Origin of the sequence: Actinopolyspora sp. BKK2 (genome assembly GCF_011291845.1) — a bacterium.
Taxonomy (GTDB): Bacteria; Actinomycetota; Actinomycetes; order Mycobacteriales; family Pseudonocardiaceae; genus Actinopolyspora; species Actinopolyspora saharensis.
The window spans coordinates 195,435-215,886 of record NZ_JAANTE010000001.1 but is presented as its reverse complement, the minus strand read 5'-3'; the positions used below and the strand labels follow the sequence as shown (position 1 = coordinate 215,886).

Sequence of the window (20,452 nt, the reverse complement as noted above, 5' to 3'; positions counted from 1 at the left end):
CACGGGTGCGACAACGTACGCAGCCGGTGAGCAGCGCATCCTCGAATCGGAGTTCGGGTTTTCGAAGTCGGCACAGCGATGACGAGCAGTCCGCTGCCCGCCGTGAGAATTCCGCGACGGCCGTAGGTAGGGGGTGTCGCTGCGGGCGATGTTGGGACGTTCTCCTTTCTCGGGTGGGATGGGGGGATCCACCCCGTTCGGATCCCCTGCCCGCGAGGTGAGAAGTTCCGAGGCCCGGCGAAGCGAGGTGCCCGGCCCGCGCCCGGCAGTGCCAGTCGGACGCCGAAACCGCGCGGGACTCCGGGGAGACCGAGCGGGCCTGGCCGGGTGCCTCTCGCGTCGGTGTCGGCGCCCTAGGTGTGTTGTTCGGGGACGTTGGTGACGGGGCGACACGGGATCGATGATCTTGATATGAGGGAGGGCCTGCTGGTTTCGGTGTGGATGGCGACATCGACGCCGATGACCAGGAGGCCCTCGTGGTCCACACGAACGCGCCGTTGACTCCGACTGGCCGGCTGAGGTCGGCCCGGTGTGTCGTCGACGAGTATTGGCCGTTGCGCCGGGCCGCGAAACGGTTCCAGGTCGCGGTGACCACGGCCGAGCGGTGGGCAGATCGCTATTGTGACCACGGCAGTGTCGGCATGGTCGACCGTTCCAGCCGCCCGCATCACAGTCCCGCCCGTACCGACCATCGCACCGAAAGGCGTGTGGTGACATTACGGTGTGACCATCAGATCGGATCGGTGCGTCTGGCCGCTCGGTACGGAGTAGCAGTCTCAACCCCCCGAGCGTACTGACGGGGAATGCGTCAGCCGGTGGCGAACTCGCTTTTCTCTTCTCTGGTGGCGGTGTTGACTGGAGTCATGCGAGTGATCTTCGTGCACGGGGCCGTAGTCACAGACTCCGCCTGGTGGTGGCAGCGCATGCGACAGCCGCTCGGGGCTCATGGGTTCAGTTCGGTCGCCGTCGAGCTGCCCAGCTGCTCAACCAGTGGGGGTGATCTGCATGCCGACGGTGACGCGGTTCAGGCGGTGCTCGACGAGAGCGACGAACCAGCCGTGCTGGTCGGGCACTCCTACGGCGGCATGGTGATCACCGACGCCGGCGCGCATCCCGCGGTTCGCCACCTGGTCTATGTCACGGCGGGGCTGCCCGAGACCGGGCAGTCACTCGCGGCCCTGGCCGACCCTGAGTCGCCGGGCTGGCTCGAACCCACCGGCGACGACGACAGGCTGGCGGTCCGGGCGGATCTGAGTGAGGAGGACTTCCACGTCCACTTCACCGCAGACTGCGACGAGGACGCCGCCCGGGGAGCGCGGGCTCGGCTGGTGCCGCAATCGTCCGCGGCTCTCGCCCAACCCCCGCGCGCGGTGGCCTGGCACTCGCTACCTTCCACCTTCGTCCTGTGTACCCACGATCAGGCGACAGCACCCGCGGTGCAGGCCAGCTGGGCGACCAGGGCGGGACAGCTCGTCGAGATCCCGACCGGCCACCACCCGTTCCTGTCCCAACCACAGCGACTTGCCGACATCATCGCAAACGCCGTCGCCGGCGACTCACACTCCTGAGTCGAGTCCCGATAAGCAATCGTCGGTGAGACGGCTGCGTGCTCGGTTCGGCTGGTGACCGTGGTCAGGTCGAGTTGGGTGTCCATGTTGAGTCGGAAGCGTCCGTAGGGGTTGATGTTGGACCAGAACAGCGGGCTGAGCACCTGGTGGTCGTGTTCTCCGAGCAGTTCGGCCCAATCGGGGCTGTCGAGGACGTTCTGCAGCAGCAGCGTGTTGACGTGCACCAGCGCCGACTGGAGTAGGTGCAGGGCGAGCATGGAGACTTCGGCGGACTCGCGGTCGGGGCCGGTCAGGTCGCCGTCCTTGCCGTAGAAGATGACGCCGTTGCCTCAAGTTCCAGTTCTCGGCGACCTGCAGCCCGCCGTGGATCTCGCGGCGAAGCTCAGGGTCGGCGAGGTAGTCGCAGGCGAAGATCGTGCGCACCGCCCGGCCGAGTTCTTCCAGGGCTTGGTAGGTGGGATGTTTGGGCCCACCGCGGGTGAACCGGCGCAGGATCGATTCCGACTCGGCCGTCCCGAGTCGCAGCGCGGTGGCGTATTTGACCGTCCCCTGAGGGGCCAGCTCGTCATAGCGTCGAGTCACGTCCTTGTCGGACACAACATGTAGTGTCTTGCCGACACTGAACACCCGACAGATGGGGTTGGCGCGCTAGGAGTGTGTGATGCCGTCGAACAGGCAAAACTGGAACAAGGTGATGAAGCAGATGCAAAAGGAAGCCGATCGAGCGTCCCGTCGCCACCCGCTCCGGATTCGCTACGAGCTCGAAGGTCCCGACGCCGCACCGACGCAGGGCGGTGTCCCCCACGTCACCAACAACTACGGACCGTTCCGTACGAGCAGTGGGCCCCGACACCCTCGCCACGCGGGGCGCGGACATCGATGCAGCTGAACAGAGCTGCTGGGGTCGGCGATGATTTCCGAATGTGGGTCCGGCCGTTGCGTCAGGAGGTGCACCATGTTCCGGCGCCGCCGGGCTACGACGACAACGGCACCGCAGGGCCTGTCGTGGCGGACATCGATCTGGGCACCTATGTGCGTGGTTGACGGGGCAGGCGGACTCGTGATCGGCGGCACAGAACCGGAATGTGACCCGCTGGAGTGGCTGAACGACCCAGATCAAGCCGGGTACTACCCGAGCAAGGCGCGGTTCGACCTGCAGGTCGCGCGAGTGGCGCGACGCTTCCCGCATATGGGCGTGCCGGAACAGCCAAAAGGGGGATCGGGATATACGACGTGGCTGATGACTGGACCCCGATCTACGATCGCACCGACCTTCCCGGCTTCTACGTCGCCATCGGCACCAGCGGCAGCCAGTTCAAGAACGCCCCTGTGCTTGGACTACTGATGAACACCCTTGTGCAGGCGGTGGAAGGCGGAGCCGATCACGACCGGGCACCGGTCGGAGTTCCGCTGCCACACACCGGTCATGTCGTCGATATGACCACATTCTCCCGGTTACGCTCGGTCAACACGGCAAGCTCAGGCACGGTGATCGGTTAATGGTCGGCAGGTAATCTGCAGCGGATTCCGTGTTTGAGGTGTCAGGTTGGTTTGTGCAAGCGGGCGAGTTTGAGGCTCAGGTGTGCGGCGAGCCGGTCGTCGCCGTCGCTAAGGTCCAGTCCGGACAGTTCTTCGAGGCGTCGTAGGCGGTAGTACAGGGTGGCACGGTGGATGTGTAGCGCTGCGACGGTGCGTTTCGCGTCGCCGGCATTGTCCAGATAAGCGGTCAGCGTTTCGACCAGGTCCTCGTGCCCGCCGCCGGCGCACAGCAGGGGGCGGATGCCCGGATGCAGGGCCTCGATGAGTTGCTGCGGCGACAGTTGACTGAGCAGTGCGTACACACCGAGGTTGGCATAGTGCGCGATCGGGCCGAGCGCTCCGGTGACCCGGGCGACCTCGGCGGCGCGGCACGCTTCCTGATAGCTGTACCGCAGGTCGGGCAGGCCTCGCCGGGTATTACCGATACCGACCCAGCACTCCTCGTGCGTCCGGCCGCTCTCGGTGACCAAGCGCTCGTGCAGCGCGGCAGCGAGCTCCTCGGCCGTCTTCTCGACCCCACCGTGACCCGGCGAGATGACGGCCAGCAGCGCGTGGCCAGGACGTTCCAAGGTCAACGCCGTGCGTGGAGACAGCCGTCGCCTGCCGCGGTCGACGGCTGCGGTGAGAGCGACCCGGTCGTGCTCGTCCAGTGGCTCGCCCGGAGCTTGGGACACGGTCACCACCAGGGCGGTCGCTTGACCCGCGACGGCGAGCTCCTGCTCGACGAGTTTTTCGGCGGCATCGGCGTGCAGTTCCGGGTCCTCGGAAAGAAGATCCCGGAGCAGCTCTCGTTCCCGGCCCTTGACCAGCTCGCCAACCAGGTGCTCGCGGTACATGATCAGCGCGGCGCGGCCGGCCACCTCCCGCAGTGCCGCGGCGTGCTCATCGGTCACCGGCCCGTCCGAGCGGACCAGCCAGAGGAATCCCAGCAGTAGCTGCTCGTGACGCACGGGCATACCAACGCGTTCGACAGTGAGGCCGAGGTCCGGGCGGGCCGGAACGGTGAACACATCCTCAGACTTGTGCACGCCGAGCTCGTGCAGATAGTCGGTCAATGCTGAGGGCACGCTCCTGCGCATGATCGAGCCCACCCGAACGTCGTCAACATCGGCAGTGTGGGCGTTGTAGGCGAGCAGGCGAACGTGCGGGTCATCGATCGCGACCGACCTGCCGAGACGGTTGCCAAGATGATCGATCAGCCGCTGCAGCTCGGAGAGCACCCGATCACTCTACAACCCCGCCTCTGCTCTGTCGCCGACACACTTGCCGGTACGCGAGCTCGGCGGACCTGACGAAGCCGTTCGACTCACTTGGCATTAACCTTCCCCGATTCGGGTGTGTCGCAAACGGGGGCCAAATCTTCCGACAGTTGTCGATCGTGCCAATACCTGCCCGTCGGGGAGACTTCAAGCATGTTGACAGCGGTTTGAGGCATCGTCCCCCTAAGCGTGAGGTGCAGCAGAACTTCTCCGGCAACATGATCGGTTGACCGCTCCTGCTCCGAGAGGACAGCGCTATGGAGGTAAACCTGACGGATACCCCGGAACACGCTGCGGTGGTCGAGCACTTGCGCAGGTTGCACGAACCCGCGTTCGGACGACCGCACGCGCTGCGCGAACCTCATGTCACGGGTGATGGTGCGCACGTAGTGGTCACGGGGCTCGTGTTCGACGAACTCTCAGGGATCCCGCGTACGGCCGTGTATGCCAGCCAGGCTGGTGAACTGCAGCCGGTGTCGGCGGCGTGTGGCTCGGCCCGGGGAGCACGGTTCGCCCCGGATGGATCCATGCTGGCGTTCCTGTCTGACCGCGCCAAACCGGGCGTGTTCCAGCTCTTCCTGCTGTCTGCGAACCGCCTCGGCGAAGCTGTGACCACGGCGGAGGTGCCTGGCACGATCGAATACGCACACTGGTCTCCAGACGGGCGGCAGCTCCTGCTCGGAGTCGCCGGTCACGGCGCCGACCTGGCGGGCGGCCAAGGGTCAGGTACGACTCCGGTCGAGGCAGACAGCGATCGGCCCGGCTGGCAGCCCCGGGTCGAGATCGACGACGCCTGTGCCTGGCGAAGCCTGTGGCTGTACACAGTCGAGACCGGCGGGATGTCGCAGCTGTCGCCGGACGGCATGAACTGCTGGGAGGCAGGCTGGTGCGGCGCGGGGCAGGTGGTGACCGTCGCCTCCGACGATCCGAGTGAAGACTCCTGGTATGGTGCAGCGCTCACGCTCATCGACGTGGCGAACGGCGCCAGCCGCGAGATTTTCCGCAGCAGCGTCCAACTGGGGTTGCCTACGGGCGCCCCGGACGGAAGGTACACCGCGGTCGTGCAGGCGGTGTGTAGTGATCGGTGGGTCGTCGCGGGCGATCTTACGATCATCGAGGTGAACTCCGGGACGCACACCATGGTGGACACGGTGGGCACGGACATCACTGGCCTGCAGTGGATCGATGCGACGCAACTCGGCTACTTCGGGCAGCGGCACCTGGATTCGGTGGCTGGCATCGTCGATGTCGCCACCAACCACGTGCACGAGGTGTTCTCGACCGAACTCGCCTGCGGCGGCAGCTGGTTCTATCCCGACGGGGCCTTCACCGCGGACGGTCGGGTGGTCACGATCCAGGAGTCCTACGAGCTTCCGCAGCAAGTGGTCATCACCGACGGGGACAAGGATCAGGTGCTCGCCTCGGTCGCACACGCTGGCACCGACTACCTCAGTTCCGTGGCCGGGACGGCGCGAGCCGTCTCGTGGTCGGCGCCGGACGAACTGCGGATCGAGGGGATCTTGTGCACACCGTCCAGTGACGGGCCGTTTCCGCTGGTCGTCAATGTGCACGGTGGTCCGGTGTGGGCCTTCCGCAACACCTGGTCGATGAACTATGCGTGGGTGCCGCTGCTTGTCTCCCGCGGGTATGCCGTGCTGAACCCGAATCCGCGCGGCAGCGGCGGACGGGGCCAGCGGTTCGCGCGGCACGTCGTCGGTGACATGGGCGGTGCGGACACCGGCGATTACCTCGCCGGGATCGACGCGCTCGTCGCGCAAGGTGTCGCCGACCCCCAGCGGCTCGGTGTCCTCGGCGGGAGCTACGGCGGGTACATGGCATCCTGGCTGATCACCCAGGACCAGCGCTTCGCAGCCGCCGTGCCGATCTCGCCGGTCACCGACTGGTACAGCCAGTCCTTCACCAGCAACATCGCCGGATGGGGCAACGCGTTCCTCGGCGCAGATCCCGAGCAGCCTGGCACCCTGGCGCACGCACGCAGCCCCACGCTGCACGCAAGCAAGGCCCGGACGCCCTGCTTGAATGTCGCGGGAGCAAGGGACCGCTGCACTCCACCCGGCCAGGCCCGGGAGTTCCACCAGGCGTTGCGTGCCCACGGTGTCGAATCAGCGCTGGTGATCTACCCCGAAGAGGGCCACGGCGTGCGGTCCTACCCCGCGCTCACCGACGTGCTCACCCGCATCGTCATGTGGTTCACGCAACACATGCCGCCTGACGGTGAACGGCCGCACAAGCACGAACCGTCATCACAGGGATGGAGGTAGGCCACAGGTGCTGTTGCAAAGTGGCGAACTGGCGCGAAATCGCCTACCCATATTTGGCTCGGCCAGGCCTGTCAGCTCCACAACGGGAAAATCAGCCGTGTTCGCTTAAATACATGGGGTATTGGCATCGAGTTTGCAACAGCACCTCCCGCAAGCCCGTTCCAGTTGCCCCTTCCGAATGTCCACCCCGGCAGCTGCGGCCGCCGGTCCTTGTTCCTTCCAAGTCAGTCAGGAGTTTCCATGGTGCTGCCCGACGGGCTCAGCCCGACCGTAGAGGCCATCCGCCGGGGTGCGGCGTCCAGGCAAGCGCTCGTGGGACGGGACGGTCCGCTCATCGAGCCCGTGGAGGGTAAGAATGGGTACTGCTCGTACACCTTTGTGTTCGAAGATTCCGTCGCCCCATCAGTGGGAGTCTATCTGAGCGCGCCTCAAGCCGATAACGCCTACACGCGCCCCATGATGCGGCTCGATACCTCTGAGGACAGCCTTTGGGTCGCCACGGTCGAGGCACCCTCGGATCTCCACCTTTCGTACGCCTACTTGCCCGAGCCGGCTCCAGAGGCTCTCACCGACGACGAGGCCACCCGCAATCTGGAGGAGACGTCGGCCGTCATGAGGGACATAGCCGCACGACTGGTTCCCGACCCCCTCAACCCCTGGAGCGTCGGCCTCCACATGGGTGACGTCGTTGTTTCTGCGTCGGTCTTGCGGGGCCCCGATGCGCCGGCTCTGGATGCGCTGCTCCCCATCGGTGGAGGGCAGGCTGAGGATGAACTCATGCAGACTGAGCTGCCTTTCGGCTCGGAGCAGACCCGCCGGGTCTGGCTGAGCAGACCGCGCGATGCGAGCACGAGAGCGCAGCTGCTCGTGGTGCTGGACGGCCAGGCGTTTGTCCATCTCGGGCTGCCGCAAACGCTGAGCCGCATGCAGAACGCGGGGGAGGTCCCTCCGACTGCTCTTGTGCTGGTCGATTCGGGTGGCACGGTCACCCGTGTATCGGATCTGCTGTACAACGATGAGCTGATCACCTTCCTGCAGACCCAGCTCGTGCCCTGGGCGGAGCAACAGTGCAACCTCAGCCCCTGGGAAGGGGACAGGATCGTGGCTGGCGCCAGCCTCGGAGGTAGCGCCGCGTGCTATGTGAGTACCTGCGCCAGCCAGACTTTCGGCCGCGCGGTCGCGATGTCGCCGGCGGTGTATGTGGAGCACGCCGGCGAGCCCGCGTGGTTCCTGAAGTTCCTGCGGTCCGCTTCATCCTTGCCTGCGCGCGTGGACGTCAGCGTAGGAATCACGGAAGACCTGCTCATCCCCGACACTCGCGAGCTCGTGGACATCTTGCGCGAGCGGGGCGTGGAGGTGCACTTCGAGGAGTACTCCGGGGGCCACGACGTGGTTGGATGGCTGCCTCAACTGGCAACCGCCCTGCGCACCCGCCAGCGCGAGCTGAGACGAGCCAATCGTGATCACATCTGATGAACCGTTTCGCTGTTCCCGACGCCGCGGTTGCCGTCTCAAAAGACAATGACGTGGTGACGGCGGCCACGGGGATCGCCAACCTCGTGACCGGTGCCCGAGTGAGGCCCAAGACGCTGTTCACGGCAGGTTCCATCACGAAGGTCTTCACCGCATCACTCGTCATGACGCTCGCGGACGAGAGTCTGCTTAGAGGTCGCGCGGATAGGGTCATGCTCGACAGCCGGGGCGGACGTCCCAGCGGTGGGTGGTCCAGGCGGCGCGGAGGAGTCGGCGGACGATGATGACGGCGTTGGCGCGGGCGATGAAGCCGTCGCGTATGACGTCCAACTCGTACAGGGGCGCGTGACGAATGTCGAAGCCATCGGCGATGAGTCGCCTCGATTCAAGGGGTTCACCGACGACGGCCAGTGGGCCACGAGGTCGATCGTCCTGGCGACCGGGCTCGATGATGAGCTTCCTGATGCCGACCTCGCCGAGGTCTTCACCGTCTACCGCACCCTGCACCGGGACCAGACCTCAGCCAAGGCTCGATGACCACTGAGGTCCCGCGCCCTCAACGCCGCGCTCCTCACCGACGAATAACCCGCCCCACTCTGCCCCTCAGGACAGCTTCAGGAGTACGGGGCCGTTGAGGACGGTGACCAGGGAACCGCACCGGGATTCCCTGCCGGTCGGCGAAATCTTCGGCGGTCAGCAGCTCGTCCGCGGAGGAGAGTTCGATCATCGCGCGCACCGCGTAGTCGGCCTTGGAGGTGATCCGCATACCCGTGATTTTGCCCCAGGTTCTCGACCCGCACAGCGAGTGAGGCGTCCAGGCGTGGACCAGGTGCGACAGCGGCACCGAGCGCGCTCCTCCGCTGCCCCGTCTCAACAAGCGAGATTCGTTGACCTCGGCATCCCGAAGTGTCGATACTAAAGTCTACTAAATTTATAGACTAAGGAGACTTTGATGCCGAGCTTTGTCCTGCTGGCGCTGGCCGGTGTTGCAGGCCAGTTGATCGATGGGGCGCTGGGAATGGCGTTCGGACTGACCTCGACTACGATGCTGCTCACGGTGGGTCTCGCACCGGCGGTGGCTTCGGCCAGTACACACCTGGCCGAGCTGGGCACCACCCTGGCCTCCGGTGTGTCGCATTGGGGATTCGGCAACATCGATTGGCCCAAGATCGGGTGGCTTGCCGTGCCGGGCGCGGTCTCGGCGTTCGTCGGGGCGACGTTTCTGACCTCGATCCCCGCCAAGGCTGCCGAACCAGTCGTGGCGATCATTCTGTTCGGCATGGGGGTCTACATCCTGGCCCGGTTCGCGTTCACCCGCACTGGGGCGGTTCGGGTGCGGCACGTCCCTCGCTGGTTTCTGTCCCCGTTGGCCGTGGTGGCCGGGTTCATGGACGCCGTCGGCGGAGGTGGATGGGGCCCGGTAGGCTCCTCGAGCCTACTGGCCTCCGGCCGGATGGAGCCGCGCAAGGTCGTTGGCACCGTGGCCGCATCCGAGTTCCTGGTTACCGTCGGCGCCAGTGCCGGATTCCTGCTCGGCCTAAGCACCTCCGAGATCCCGTTGCAGGTGGTAGCCGCGCTGCTGCTCGGCGGCGCCGTGGCGGCCCCGTTCGCCGCCTGGGTCGTGCGACTGCTCAACGCGCGCGTGATGGGCACCCTGGTCGGGGGGATCATCGTGCTGACCAACACCCGCACCTTCCTGCGAGCCATCGGATTCGATGATGTGGCCGGTCTCCCGGTGTACATCGCGCTCGCCGTCGGCTGGCTCGCCGCGCTGGCCATCGCGGTCCACTCGGCCCGCCGAGACCGCACCGACCAGCAGTCCAAGTCCGCCAATTTGGTGCACCAGACCTGATCCGTTTCGCTTCGGGGCCACCCGACCCCGATGCACCGTCGCCAAGCCATCGGTGCTGTCCAACACCATTCCCCCACCCGCGCCACGCGGAAGAACCGCCACCACTTCGTCGGACAAGGATCGCGGCCCCAGCTGACTTGAGCGCCCGTGCCGCGTTCCCCGCCGGGCCGGATCGGGTACTGGCTCTACCGGATCGCGCACCCCGGTGACCCCGATCTGGCTCCGGTGAACCGCCGCAGCGATCCGGTGACCCGGTTGGGACGCGGTTCGGCAGCTGGAGCACGCCCCCAGTGGAACTGCTCGCCCAGCACACCTGGGCCGAGCAACGCGACACCCGCTGCGAGGGCCTCGTCCTCGCCCCGCCCCGACCGACGGCGCTCTGCCTGCCTCTGCTCCGTCTCGGTTTGCTTCCCCGAAGCGAGCCCAGCGGTCCTGGCTCCCGCGCTCGGCCCATCACCCCCTTAGTAGTAGATAAGCGGCATTATCGACTACTAAACAACATATCTTCTAAATACTTCTCTATACAAAACATACCAAGTTAACTTAACAAAACAAAACTGATAGCATGGAGGTATGCGCGACCACGAGGGAGAAACCGCACCGGCGGACCCGGCGAGCACCGCCCGAGGCGAGACAACCCCCCACCCCTCCCCTGCCTCGTCGGAGGGAACACCCGAAGGAAAAAACGGTCATGACGGAACTCGTGACGAATCTTTGTCCAGGTCAACGGCTGAACCGCGTCGCTGCGGCTACAGCCGTTGCCGCGCGGTGCTGCCGGAAGCCCGCACCGGACGCAAACGCGAGTTCTGCCACGAGCGGGATCGCACCTGGTCAGTGGACGGACGAGCGGTGACCTGCGCCGAGCTGGGACGAGCGGAGCGGTTGCTGAACTCGGCGCACGGTGAGCAGGACTCCCCCGCGGCCACGCTGGACACCGCCGTGCTCGGCGAGCAGATCACCACGGCCTTGAACGGACTGAGCGGTGTCCAACCGTGGTTGACCCAGCTGGTGGAGTCCCTGGAAACCGTGAACGGGCGGCTCGACGAGGACGTCGCCGCCGCGCGCACGGCCCGTGCCGAGGCCGAAGCCGACGCCGCCGAAGCACGCGGACAGGCCGAAGCGGCCGAACAGGTCCGCCGAACCGCCGAAACCGAACGCGACCAGGCCGAGCAGGCCCGCCAGGTCGCCGAACAGGCCCAGCAGCAGGCCGAGCAGGCCCGCCACACCGCGGAACACGCCCAGTCCCACGCCGAAGGCCAGCGCGACCGCTACGCCGCCCAGCTCACCGAGCTCGAACAACGGCTGGCCGCGGTCACCCAACGCCGCGACGAGGCCGAGCAGACCCTGGCCGAGGTCCGGGCGCAACTGCACAGCACGCAGCACACGCTGGCCGAGGTTCGCCAGCAGCTCGAGGAGGCCACCAACCGCAACCACCAGCTCATCGGCGAGCACACCGAGACCCTGGAGCGACTCCGCGGTGAGCACTCCGCCGAACTCGACCGGCTGCGCAGTGAGCACTCCGAACGCATCCGCGAACTCGAGCAGCAGCAGCACCGCGAACTCGAGTCGGCCCGCACGCAACACACCGAAGCCGAACAGCGGCTGCGCGACGAACTGCAGCAGCAGCACGCGAGGCAACTCGCCGAACTGCACGAGACCATCGGGGGGCTGCGCCATCAACTGGCCAGTGCCGAGCAAGCCCACCAAGACAGCGCGACCGAGCTCGCCAACTGGCGTTCCGCACTGGAACGGGCGCTGGAGGAGCAGGACACCGCGGAGGAAGGGGCACCTTCCGAAGTCTCGCTGACCGAGCGGCTCCGCGAGTTGTTGCGTGATGCCTGAACGTACTCCCGCGATCGGGTCAACTCAGTCGGGCAGAAGGGTGTCAATTCCGTGCGAATCGCTCGGCACGACCGGCCGACACGAGAAATCGTCACGTCCTGCCGGAAAGGAAGAGAGCTACTCGATCGAGCGAAAGTTACCGTTTCTTCTTCGCGCCGCGGGAAAGCGCCGAGGCACAACGTCGAATGCGTGGCAGGAACGATCCGGCCGTGCCCACAGGGTATTGCCCACTCGTCCCCCACGCCGCTCGTCGTGGCGACCCGTTCGCCTCGTACGTCGGCAGGACGTGCTGAAACAAATTCTCATTCCGCGCATCGCGTTCTCGCGCGTTTCGTGGGAGCACGACTCCGCACGCAGCCTCGCTGGGTGCGGAGTCCCATTGCCGGCGGACAACAAGGACCGTTAGCGGTTTCCGGGAAAACCCTCCGGCCGGCACGGGGCCGTGCCACGGGAGAGACATCGAGCCTCGCGTGCATTCCGCGGCCGGCCCACCGCCGCGGGGAGCTCAACCCCGCCGGTAACGTCCCGTGCGCCCGACTCCCCCGCCCAGCACTGGTCGTCACTAGCATGTCCAAGAGCGGAGAAACGGCGTGGGAACGGAGGACAACGACATGCACATCGACGAGATCACCGAACGGTGCCGGTGGGCACGGGATCACAACCAGGAGCACCCTTCCGGCGAGTGGTCCCTCGACGAGCAGCTCGCGGTCGCCCTGGTGCTGCGCGACCGCAACCACCTCGAGACCCTGGGCTACGACTTCGAGCAGGCCACCGACCAGGTCTGCCGGGCGGCCGGATTGAACGCCCTCGAGTTCACCGGCTGGCTCAACGACATCCGCAAAGCCCTCGAAAACGACCAGCGTGGCTGAACTCCGGGCATCCTCGTCGTCACTGCACCCGGGGCGCCACCCGGCGGAGCCGTTTCCCCGGACGGATTCCGGGAAAACGGCTCCGATGCGGCGATGTTCGGATCACGCGTAGGGGTCGAACGGGATCCCGTCTGGTTTCGCCTTGTCGAGGTTGTCCTGGAAGGCGCCGTCCTTGATGGCCAGACTGGCGCTGCCGAAGTCGGCCCCGGTCAACTTCGCCCGGGTGTCACCGGGGAAGTTGTTCCAGCTCACCAGCGTGGGATAGTGCCAGCTTCCCCAATCGTTCTCCGGCTGCTCGTCCTTGCCCGCCAGCCGGAAGGCGTGGGTACCGGCCCCGTCCTTGTGGTAGACGACTTTCGCGTGGGTGCCTTCGTGCCAACCGGCCGCGGAGGCGGCGTGGGTGTTGTACTCACCGTGGGCGGAGGTGGAGACGTACCGGGCGCTGCCGTCGTGGACCCACACCACGACGTGCTCGATGTCGTGCCGGTGCCCGAAGGCATCCACCCCCGGAACTGCCTGGTCCTTCTGGAAGTACATGTCGTAGAGGTACGCCTGCCAACCGTTGTTGCGCTTGGCGCGGGCGTAGACGTTGGAGTTGTCGAGATCGGACGGGTCGTGGCACTGCCCGTCGAGCGCCCCGGAGTTGTTCAATCCCGGGTTCAACGTGCCGTTCCTGCCGATGGCCACGCTGGGGTAGCAGCCGTCCCCGTCGTAGTCGAAGGCGGGCAGCCACTTCGCGTCCGCCGGTGCGGAGCTATCCGGGATCTCCGGAGGGACCGTCTCGGCCGCGGCCGCTCCCGGAAAGGCGATCAGCAGCAGCAACGCCGCCTTCAGGGCCAGCACAACTCTGGGCAGGCCACGACTCCCACCCGGTCTGACAACCGACCACGCCGACTGCCGTTCCCCTGTGGGGGCCGAGGAGGTCTCGATTCCGGTGGTTCCTCGCGCTGCGGTTCCGTACATGCGAATCCCTTCACCTCGGTGAGGTAGCTGGTGATCGGCGAGCGTAGTGCGCGGACCGAACCGGCAACGTACACGCACCCCAACCGAATGTGAAAGATCGTTGTCCGGACAGGAACACCCCACCGGACCCCCACCTCCACCGCCCGGGGCTCAGGCGCGGGTCTTGGCCAGGGCGGCCCCGACGCTGTGCAGGGGATTCCCGAATTCGGGATTCCCGCAGCAAACCCCCGCCCGAGCTCAGCCCCGCGAAAACCACCCGAGCAGACCACCGGCGCACTCCCCGAGGGACTACAGCACGCCGACAGCGGCGTAGCCGTTGGAGCGCAGGGCCTGCTCCTGGCTGATCGGCTCGTCGGGACGCCACTGCGCGCTGGGCACCACACCGGGATCCAGCAGGGTGTAGCCGGGGAACAGCGCAGCCACCTCCTCCGGGCTGCGGAAGGTGACGTGCGGAGTGGTGGTCTGGCTCATGACCTGATCGATGCCCGCGCGCTCCTCGGGGGTCATGCTCAGCTGTGCCCCGTTGGTGATCACCAGCGCACTGCCGGGAACGCACGCATCGCGATACGCGCTCACCAGCCCCGGCGGGTCCTCGACGTGGAGGATGTCCAGAATCGCCACCGCCAGGATCCCCACCGGCCGGGAGAAGTCCAGCAGCTCGGTCACCTCCGGTGCGTGCAACACCTCGTCCGGTTGTCGGATGTCGGCCTGCACGACGCCCGCCTGGGCGTTGTCCTGCAGGATGTGCCGGGCGTGGTGCACCGCCACGGACTCGATGTCGACGTAGACCACCCGCGACTCGGGGTTTTCCCGCTGAGCGATCTCGTGCACGTTGCCCACGGTGGGAACTCCCGACCCCAGGTCGAGGAACTGGTCGATCCCGCGGGCGCACAGATGCCGCACGGCACGTCCCAGCAGGGCTCGGTTGATCTGTGCCCACGCCGTGTTGCCCGGATACACCCGCAGGAACTCCTCGGCGGCCGCGCGGTCGGCGGCGAAGTTCGCCGAGCCACCGAGGAAGTAGTCGTACATGCGTGCGATGTTCGGGGTCGTCTCGTCCACGCTACCGACGCTGCTGTCGAACCACTGGCCCACGGGTGCGCCTCCCAGAAGAGCTGACAATTGATCGACAATCATCCTGTCAAGACACCCGCGCGCATGTCTGCCCCGTGTCGGGCCGTGTTGGCACCGTGATGTCCGATGGTGACCACTTCCGGAGTGGCCGCTCTCGGGTGCGTTCCGCTCGGCTCGCCGGATGCGGCACCGACAGCATGTGCGCGCTGACCACTCGCCTCAGCGCGGAAGCATCCGAGGCCCTCCGGGCGGTGCCCGACGAAAACCCGCCTGAACCATGGATAGTGACCCGCACCACTGCTAACCTCCTCCCCGGTTTGTGTGATCGCTCACACAAACAGGAACTCGGTGCGCGATCAGTCCTACTGCGAGGGCAGGAAACTTCATGGCACGTCACTTCAAACGCCGGGACGCACTCCGGATCGGGGCGGCGAGCGCTTCCCTCCCGCTCCTGACTTCCCCCACATCAGCGGCCGACTCCCCCAGCACTCCCGGCGCACTCGCCGAAACCGCGCGATTACGGGGTTTCCCGCTGTCCGACGTGACGCTCGGCCCGGGCCTGCCGGCCGACAAGCGCGCTCGGATGCTGCGCTTCGCCCGCGGCTACGACGAGGACCGGCTGCTGCAGGTGTTCCGCGCCAACGCGGACCTGCCCACCCACGGGGCGGTCGCCCCCGACGGCTGGGAAAGCCTGGACGGCGAGGCCAACGGCAACCTCCGCGGGCACTTCACCGGACATTTCATGACGATGCTGTCCCAGGCCCACGCCAACACCGGCGAGGAGGTCTTCGACCGCAAGCTCCGCACGATGATCGCCGCGCTGCACGAGTGCCGCCAGGCGCTGAACCGCGCCCCGAGCATCCGCAGCACCGCGGGACGTTTCGGCAGCGCCGTGGCCGTGCGACGCGGTTCCCACCTCTACTTCGACGCCCCGGCGGAGGCGGTCAACGGCCTGTCGAGCATGACGTTCGCGGCCTGGATCCGACCGGTCGTGGCCGAACCGTGGACCAGGGTCTTCGACTTCGGCAACGACACCGAGACGAACCTGTTCCTGACCCCCTGCGACGGGGACGGTCTTCCGCGGTTCGCGATCACCCGTGCGGGCAGTGCGGCCGAGCAGCGGATCGTCGGTGAGCAGCCACTGCCGCTCGACGAGTGGAGCCACGTCGCGGTCACCCTCGCGGGCGACTCCGGGGCGCTGTACGTCAACGGCCGCCGGGTCGGCCGCAACGCGAGCATGTCGCTGACCCCGGCCGAGCTCGGAACGCTCTCCCACTGCTGGCTCGGCCGGTCGCACCACGACGACCCCGTCCACGCCGGCGGCTACGACGACATCAACCTGTGGTCGACCGCTCTCACCGGTGAGCAGATCGCCCGGCTGCAACACGCCAGGGCCGCCGACACCGCCGCCGGAGCGGGTGACCGCTTCTCCTACGACTGCGCCGAGCAGGGCGGCACCGTGCTGCACGACCGGTCGGGGTCCGGGCGGCACGCGGGATACGCGCGAAGCTGGGGCGAGCCGAGCCACCCCGGTTTCCTCGCCGCGTACCCGGAAACCCAGTTCATCCTGCTGGAGTCGATGACCACCAGCGACTACCACCGGGTGTGGGCGCCGTACTACACCGCGCACAAGATCCTGCAGGGAGTGCTGGACGCCTACGAGACCACGAACGACCAGCGGGCCCTCGACCTGGCCTCCGGCATGTGCGACTGGATGCACTCCCGGTTGAGCGAGCTCAGCGACACCGTTCTGCAGCGGATGTGGGGCATCTTCTCCAGCGGCGAGTACGGCGGCGTGGTCGAGGCGATACTGCGCACCTACGAGCACACCCGCAAACCACAGCACCTGCGGTTGGCCGGCTACTTCGACCCGGACTCGCTGATCGATGCCTGTGCCCGGGACGAAGACGTGCTCGACGGCAAGCACGCCAACCAGCACATCCCGATCTTCACCGGCCTGTCGATGCTGTACGAGCACACCGGCGAGCAGCGGTACCGGCAGGCCGCGCACAACTTCTGGCGCATGGTCGTACCGCCCAGGATGTTCGGCATCGGGGGCACCAGCGAGGGCGAGTTCTTCCACGAGTCCGGCGCCGTCGCCGAGCTGCTGGGCCCGGAAACCGTCGAGACGTGCTGCGCCCACAACATGCTCAAGCTGACCCGTTCGCTGTTCCTGCGGGAGGGCCGTGCCGAGTACGCCGAGTACTACGAGCGCACCCTGCTCAACCAGATACTGGGGTCCAAACAGGATGAAGACGATCCGGAAAAGCCGCTGACCACCTACTTCGTCGGTCTGCAACCCGGCGCGGTCCGCGATTTCACCCCGAAGGAGGGCACCACCTGCTGCGAGGGCACCGGGATGGAGAACGCGACGAAGTACCAGGACTCGGCCTATTTCGTCAGCCAGGACCAGAGCACGCTGTACGTCAACCTCTACCTCGCCTCCACGCTGCGCTGGCGCGCCCGCGGCGTGCGCGTCGAGCAGGAGACGACTTTCCCGCACGAAGGGCGCAGCAGACTGCGGGTGCACGGCTCGGCGAGCTTCGAACTGCGCCTGCGCGTGCCGCGCTGGGTCGGAAACGGGTTCTCGGTGCGGATCAACGGCCGCCGACAGCCGATCTCCGCGCGGCCGGGCGAGTACGTCGCTCTCGCGCGCAGCTGGCGCACCGGCGACATCGTCGACGTCGACCTGCCGTTCCAGCTGCGCGCGGAAGGCACCCCGGACGATCCGACGGTGCAGAACCTGATGTACGGGCCGGTCAACCTGATCGCCCGGGACGGGCGCACCGAGTTCATCCCCCTGTCCCTGTACGGAACGGCGCGGCTGTCCGGGGACCTGTCCAGGGCGCTGGAGCCCGTACCGGACGCCGGGCTGCACTTCCGGATCGGTGACGTGCGGCTGGCCCCGTTCTTCGAGGGAACCACCGAGGCCTATCACGCCTACTTCCGCAGGCAGGAGCCCCGGATCGTGTTCGACTCGGTCGATGCGGGTGTGGCGAACCGCCGTGCCGCGGACGGCACCACCTTCCTGGACGAGGTCTGGGCGAAAGCTCCGTTCGGCAACAAGGGCGAGCTCACGAGCCGGGTGGCCCGGGTCTCGCAGAGCTGGCTCCAGCGGGGAGTGTTCACCGCTGCCGAGCGGGAGCGGATCCTGTCCGCCGTGGGGCGGGCCGCCTACGCCGACTGACCGCGCGACGGCACCTGCGCGGGGGATGCCGCTCGGCATCCCCCGCGGCTGCCGCGGGACGAATCCGGGTGCCCTCGCGAATCGGCACACTCGGCACGGGATGGCAGCGGCAACGATACGGTCGTGCCAACGCCCGGACAGCGGAGGTGTCGATGCCCCGGAACGCGACCTCGACGCAGCGTCGTGCCGTGATGGCCGATGTCGCCAGATTGGCCGGCGTTTCCCACCAGACGGTCTCCCGGGTGCTCAACGATCACCCGTCGGTGTCTCCCGGCACCCGCAGCCGGATCCTCGCCGCGATCGAACAGCTCGACTACCGGCCGAACTCGGCGGCCCGGGCCCTGGTCACCCGGCGCACGAGAGTCATCGGCGTCATCAGCCCGGCCAGCACGCTCTACGGCCCGGCCAGCACTTTGTACGGCATCGAGCAAGCGGCGCGCCAGGCGGGCTACTTCGTCAGCGTGGCCAGCGTGAAGGACGTCGACGGTGCCGCTGTCCGACAGGCGGTGGAGCGCCTCAGCAGCCAATTCGTCGAGGGGATCGTGGCCATCGCCCCGCGCCGGGCCGCCGTCGAGGCGCTGCGGGACGTGCCCGCGGAACTGCCGCTGGTGGTCGTCGAGGGCGGGGACGGAGGCGGGCGTCCCGTGGTGTGCGTGGACCAGGCCGAGGGGGCACGGCTGGTCACCCGGCATCTGCTCGAGCAGGGAGCGGGCTCGGTCTGGCACATCGCGGGCCCGTCGGACTGGCTGGAGGCCCAGGGGCGGCTCTCCGGCTGGAAGGCCGAGCTCAAGCGGGCGGGTGTGAAACCGCCCGAGCCGCTGCGCGGGGACTGGAGCCCGGCATCCGGTTACTCCAGCGGCCGGCTGCTGGCCGAGCGGTCCGACGTGCGGGCCGTGTTCGCCGCCAACGACCAGATGGCGCTGGGTGCTCTCCGCGCCTTCCACGAGCGAGGGGTCCGGGTTCCGGCCGATGTGCTCGTGGCGGGGTTCGACGACGCGCCGGAGTCCGCCTACTTCACCCCTCCCCTGACCACCGTGGCGCAGGACTTCGACGCGGTCGGTCGGGGCAGCATGGAGTTGTTGCTGCAGCGCATCGACGGTTCCGACGAGGTCGATTCCAGCGCCGTCATCGCTCCCGAACTGGTCACCCGGCACAGCACCGTCGGCCGGTTGCGGGACGGTTCCGGCCCGGTGGGCTAGCCCCCGCGCGGTGGGTGTGCTGGTCCGCGGCGGCTGCCGGAGAGGCGAGCCCGACTGCTCCGGCGGCCGCCGCGGTGCGCCCTTGCGCCGGGGCGACTACATGTTCGCCCGCAGCCGCTGCAGTTCCTCCTTCGTGACCGGCAGGACCGTGCCGTGTCGTGGCCTGTCCGGCAGGTCGTAGTTCTCGGCGAGGCGCCACTCCCCCGAGTCCAGGTCGGTGGTCTCGAAGGGGACGTAGCCACGACCTCCGAACTCGTCGATGAACATGTACCACTTGTCGGTGGTGTTCGACGCGAACACCGTCGGCCCCTCACCGCGGCTGATCCCCGAGTCCGGACCCTCGCCCTTGCCGATGCACTCCGCGACGAGTTCGTAGTTCTGGCTGCGCAGCTGCTGGGACTTCTCCTCGACGATGTACTTGCCGCACGGCGCGTCGGGGGAATTGCTGCGCTCGTCCTTGGTGAACCGGTAGTAGGTGCCGTCCTCCTGCACGACGGTGGAGTCGATCACCGAGTGTCCGGGGTCCTTCCAGACCTTGGGTTCGCTGAAGGTGTGAAAGTCCCGGGTGGTGGCATACATCATCCGGTTGTAGGTGTCGGCCTCGTGCTCCGGGTCGTCCGCTGCGTACAGTTTGGACGCCCAGAAGACGACGTAGGCCCCGATGGACTCGTCGTAGTAGGCCTCCGGGGCCCACACGTTGCCCGCGTTGTCCGGGGCCACCCGGACGTGGCGCTGCTCGGACCAGTGCACCAGGTCGGTGGATTCCCACACCTCGATGTGCTTGCTGCCGTGCCGCTGGACCTCGTCCCAGTTCCCGTCGCCGTGGATTTTCAGGTCGGTGGCGATGAGGTAGAACTTGTCGCCCTGCGGGGAGCGGATGATGAACGGGTCCCGCACGCCCTGCTCGCCCTTGGTCGAGGTCAGCACGGGCTCGCCGCCGTTGAGCTCGTCCCAGTGCAGCGCGTCGTTGCCCTGGCTGGCGGCGAAGTACACCTGCTCACCGTTCGAATATCCCTCTCCGGTGAAGTAGGAGAACAGATATCCTTCCTTCGGTTTTTGCTCCGGCAGCGGCCGCACTGTCAGGTCGAACCTGCGCTTGGTTTTCGCTCTCCCCAGCCGCACGGTCGCCGTGAGTTTCACCGAGGCAGGCTCGGCACCGTGCTCGGGGCGGTTCACCTCGCCGGTCGGGGTGACCACCTTCTTCTTGTTCGACTTCCAGGACACCTGCGTGCCGTGCAGACCGCTCGTCGGCAGCGTGATGTTGCCCCGCACGTCGTCGGCGTGGTGCACCACGAGCGCTTCGGCCGCTTCGGTGACCTTCCGCGCCAGTGGACCGGAGTGTCCG

The 20,452-nt window shown here is 67.2% G+C and carries 15 protein-coding genes and 5 pseudogenes; 12 read left to right on the top strand and 8 right to left on the bottom strand.

The genetic code is table 11. The features are described from left to right. Window positions 1-476 precede the first annotated feature (476 nt). A pseudogene (locus G9Q41_RS01015) lies at window positions 477-722 on the top strand (leucine zipper domain-containing protein); the annotation flags it as partial. 141 nt (window positions 723-863) lie between these two features. After that, entirely contained in the window at window positions 864-1,568 is a 705-nt protein-coding gene (locus tag G9Q41_RS01010) for an alpha/beta hydrolase (RefSeq protein ID WP_165631574.1), read from the top strand. A gap of 155 nt (window positions 1,569-1,723) precedes the next feature. On the opposite strand, the pseudogene G9Q41_RS22515 reads toward G9Q41_RS01010, so the two are convergent. Both G9Q41_RS22515 and G9Q41_RS22510 read right to left on the bottom strand, forming a co-directional pair. Beyond that, a pseudogene (locus G9Q41_RS22515) lies at window positions 1,724-1,861 on the bottom strand (hypothetical protein); the annotation flags it as partial. An 88-nt stretch (window positions 1,862-1,949) separates the two neighbouring features. After that, window positions 1,950-2,150 (bottom strand): annotated as a pseudogene (locus G9Q41_RS22510) (Tn3 family transposase); the annotation flags it as partial. 297 nt (window positions 2,151-2,447) lie between these two features. Here G9Q41_RS22510 and G9Q41_RS01000 point away from each other — a divergent pair. Both G9Q41_RS01000 and G9Q41_RS00995 read left to right on the top strand, forming a co-directional pair. Beyond that, complete coding sequence (locus G9Q41_RS01000) at window positions 2,448-2,612, top strand: hypothetical protein (protein ID WP_165638168.1); 165 nt, start codon at window positions 2,448-2,450, stop codon at window positions 2,610-2,612. Between the two features lie 189 nt (window positions 2,613-2,801). Further along, window positions 2,802-3,068, top strand: a complete 267-nt coding sequence (locus G9Q41_RS00995; RefSeq protein ID WP_165631575.1) for a hypothetical protein — start codon at window positions 2,802-2,804, stop codon at window positions 3,066-3,068. A gap of 41 nt (window positions 3,069-3,109) precedes the next feature. Here G9Q41_RS00995 and G9Q41_RS00990 read toward each other — a convergent pair whose 3' ends face one another. Then, the gene (locus G9Q41_RS00990) at window positions 3,110-4,327 is read right to left on the bottom strand and encodes a helix-turn-helix domain-containing protein (protein ID WP_165631576.1); all 1,218 of its coding nucleotides are present in this window, start codon (window positions 4,325-4,327) and stop codon (window positions 3,110-3,112) included. Window positions 4,328-4,623: 296 nt separating this feature from the next. Between G9Q41_RS00990 and G9Q41_RS00985 the strand changes: the two genes are divergently transcribed. After that, window positions 4,624-6,648: a S9 family peptidase gene (locus G9Q41_RS00985; protein ID WP_165631577.1), complete on the top strand. Its 2,025-nt coding sequence runs from the start codon at window positions 4,624-4,626 to the stop codon at window positions 6,646-6,648. A 240-nt stretch (window positions 6,649-6,888) separates the two neighbouring features. Then, on the top strand, window positions 6,889-8,121 hold the full coding sequence (locus tag G9Q41_RS00980) for an alpha/beta hydrolase-fold protein (RefSeq protein ID WP_165631578.1): 1,233 nt from the start codon (window positions 6,889-6,891) through the stop codon (window positions 8,119-8,121). Between the two features lie 210 nt (window positions 8,122-8,331). On the opposite strand, the pseudogene G9Q41_RS21670 reads toward G9Q41_RS00980, so the two are convergent. After that, a pseudogene (locus tag G9Q41_RS21670) lies at window positions 8,332-8,442 on the bottom strand (IS5/IS1182 family transposase); the annotation flags it as partial. 24 nt (window positions 8,443-8,466) lie between these two features. Here G9Q41_RS21670 and G9Q41_RS00970 point away from each other — a divergent pair. Then, complete coding sequence (locus G9Q41_RS00970; protein WP_242687002.1) at window positions 8,467-8,658, top strand: hypothetical protein; 192 nt, start codon at window positions 8,467-8,469, stop codon at window positions 8,656-8,658. Window positions 8,659-8,692: 34 nt separating this feature from the next. On the opposite strand, the gene G9Q41_RS00965 is transcribed toward G9Q41_RS00970, so the two are convergent. Further along, window positions 8,693-8,965: an Rrf2 family transcriptional regulator gene (locus tag G9Q41_RS00965; RefSeq protein ID WP_165631580.1), complete on the bottom strand. Its 273-nt coding sequence runs from the start codon at window positions 8,963-8,965 to the stop codon at window positions 8,693-8,695. Window positions 8,966-9,073: 108 nt separating this feature from the next. On the opposite strand from G9Q41_RS00965, the gene G9Q41_RS00960 reads away from it, so the two are divergent. From G9Q41_RS00960 to G9Q41_RS00950, 3 genes are all read left to right on the top strand, one after another. After that, window positions 9,074-9,973: a sulfite exporter TauE/SafE family protein gene (locus G9Q41_RS00960; RefSeq protein WP_165631581.1), complete on the top strand. Its 900-nt coding sequence runs from the start codon at window positions 9,074-9,076 to the stop codon at window positions 9,971-9,973. 714 nt (window positions 9,974-10,687) lie between these two features. Beyond that, complete coding sequence (locus G9Q41_RS00955) at window positions 10,688-11,815, top strand: hypothetical protein (protein WP_242687001.1); 1,128 nt, start codon at window positions 10,688-10,690, stop codon at window positions 11,813-11,815. Between the two features lie 590 nt (window positions 11,816-12,405). Further along, the gene (locus G9Q41_RS00950; RefSeq protein ID WP_092521631.1) at window positions 12,406-12,684 is read left to right on the top strand and encodes a hypothetical protein; all 279 of its coding nucleotides are present in this window, start codon (window positions 12,406-12,408) and stop codon (window positions 12,682-12,684) included. Window positions 12,685-12,786: 102 nt separating this feature from the next. Here G9Q41_RS00950 and G9Q41_RS00945 read toward each other — a convergent pair whose 3' ends face one another. Then, complete coding sequence (locus G9Q41_RS00945) at window positions 12,787-13,647, bottom strand: NPP1 family protein (protein ID WP_242687000.1); 861 nt, start codon at window positions 13,645-13,647, stop codon at window positions 12,787-12,789. Window positions 13,648-13,935: 288 nt separating this feature from the next. Continuing rightward, on the bottom strand, window positions 13,936-14,742 hold the full coding sequence (locus G9Q41_RS00940; protein WP_092521633.1) for an SAM-dependent methyltransferase: 807 nt from the start codon (window positions 14,740-14,742) through the stop codon (window positions 13,936-13,938). A 364-nt stretch (window positions 14,743-15,106) separates the two neighbouring features. On the opposite strand from G9Q41_RS00940, the gene G9Q41_RS00935 reads away from it, so the two are divergent. Both G9Q41_RS00935 and G9Q41_RS00930 read left to right on the top strand, forming a co-directional pair. Then, window positions 15,107-17,908 carry a beta-L-arabinofuranosidase domain-containing protein gene (locus G9Q41_RS00935; protein WP_165631583.1) on the top strand — a complete coding sequence of 934 codons (2,802 nt, stop codon included), beginning with the start codon at window positions 15,107-15,109 and terminating at the stop codon, window positions 17,906-17,908. Window positions 17,909-18,060: 152 nt separating this feature from the next. Further along, window positions 18,061-19,107: a LacI family DNA-binding transcriptional regulator gene (locus G9Q41_RS00930; protein WP_165631584.1), complete on the top strand. Its 1,047-nt coding sequence runs from the start codon at window positions 18,061-18,063 to the stop codon at window positions 19,105-19,107. Between the two features lie 96 nt (window positions 19,108-19,203). Here the strand turns inward: G9Q41_RS00930 and G9Q41_RS00925 are convergent. Then, window positions 19,204-20,418: pseudogene (locus tag G9Q41_RS00925) on the bottom strand (glycoside hydrolase family 43 protein); the annotation flags it as partial. Between the last annotated feature and the right edge of the window lie 34 nt (window positions 20,419-20,452).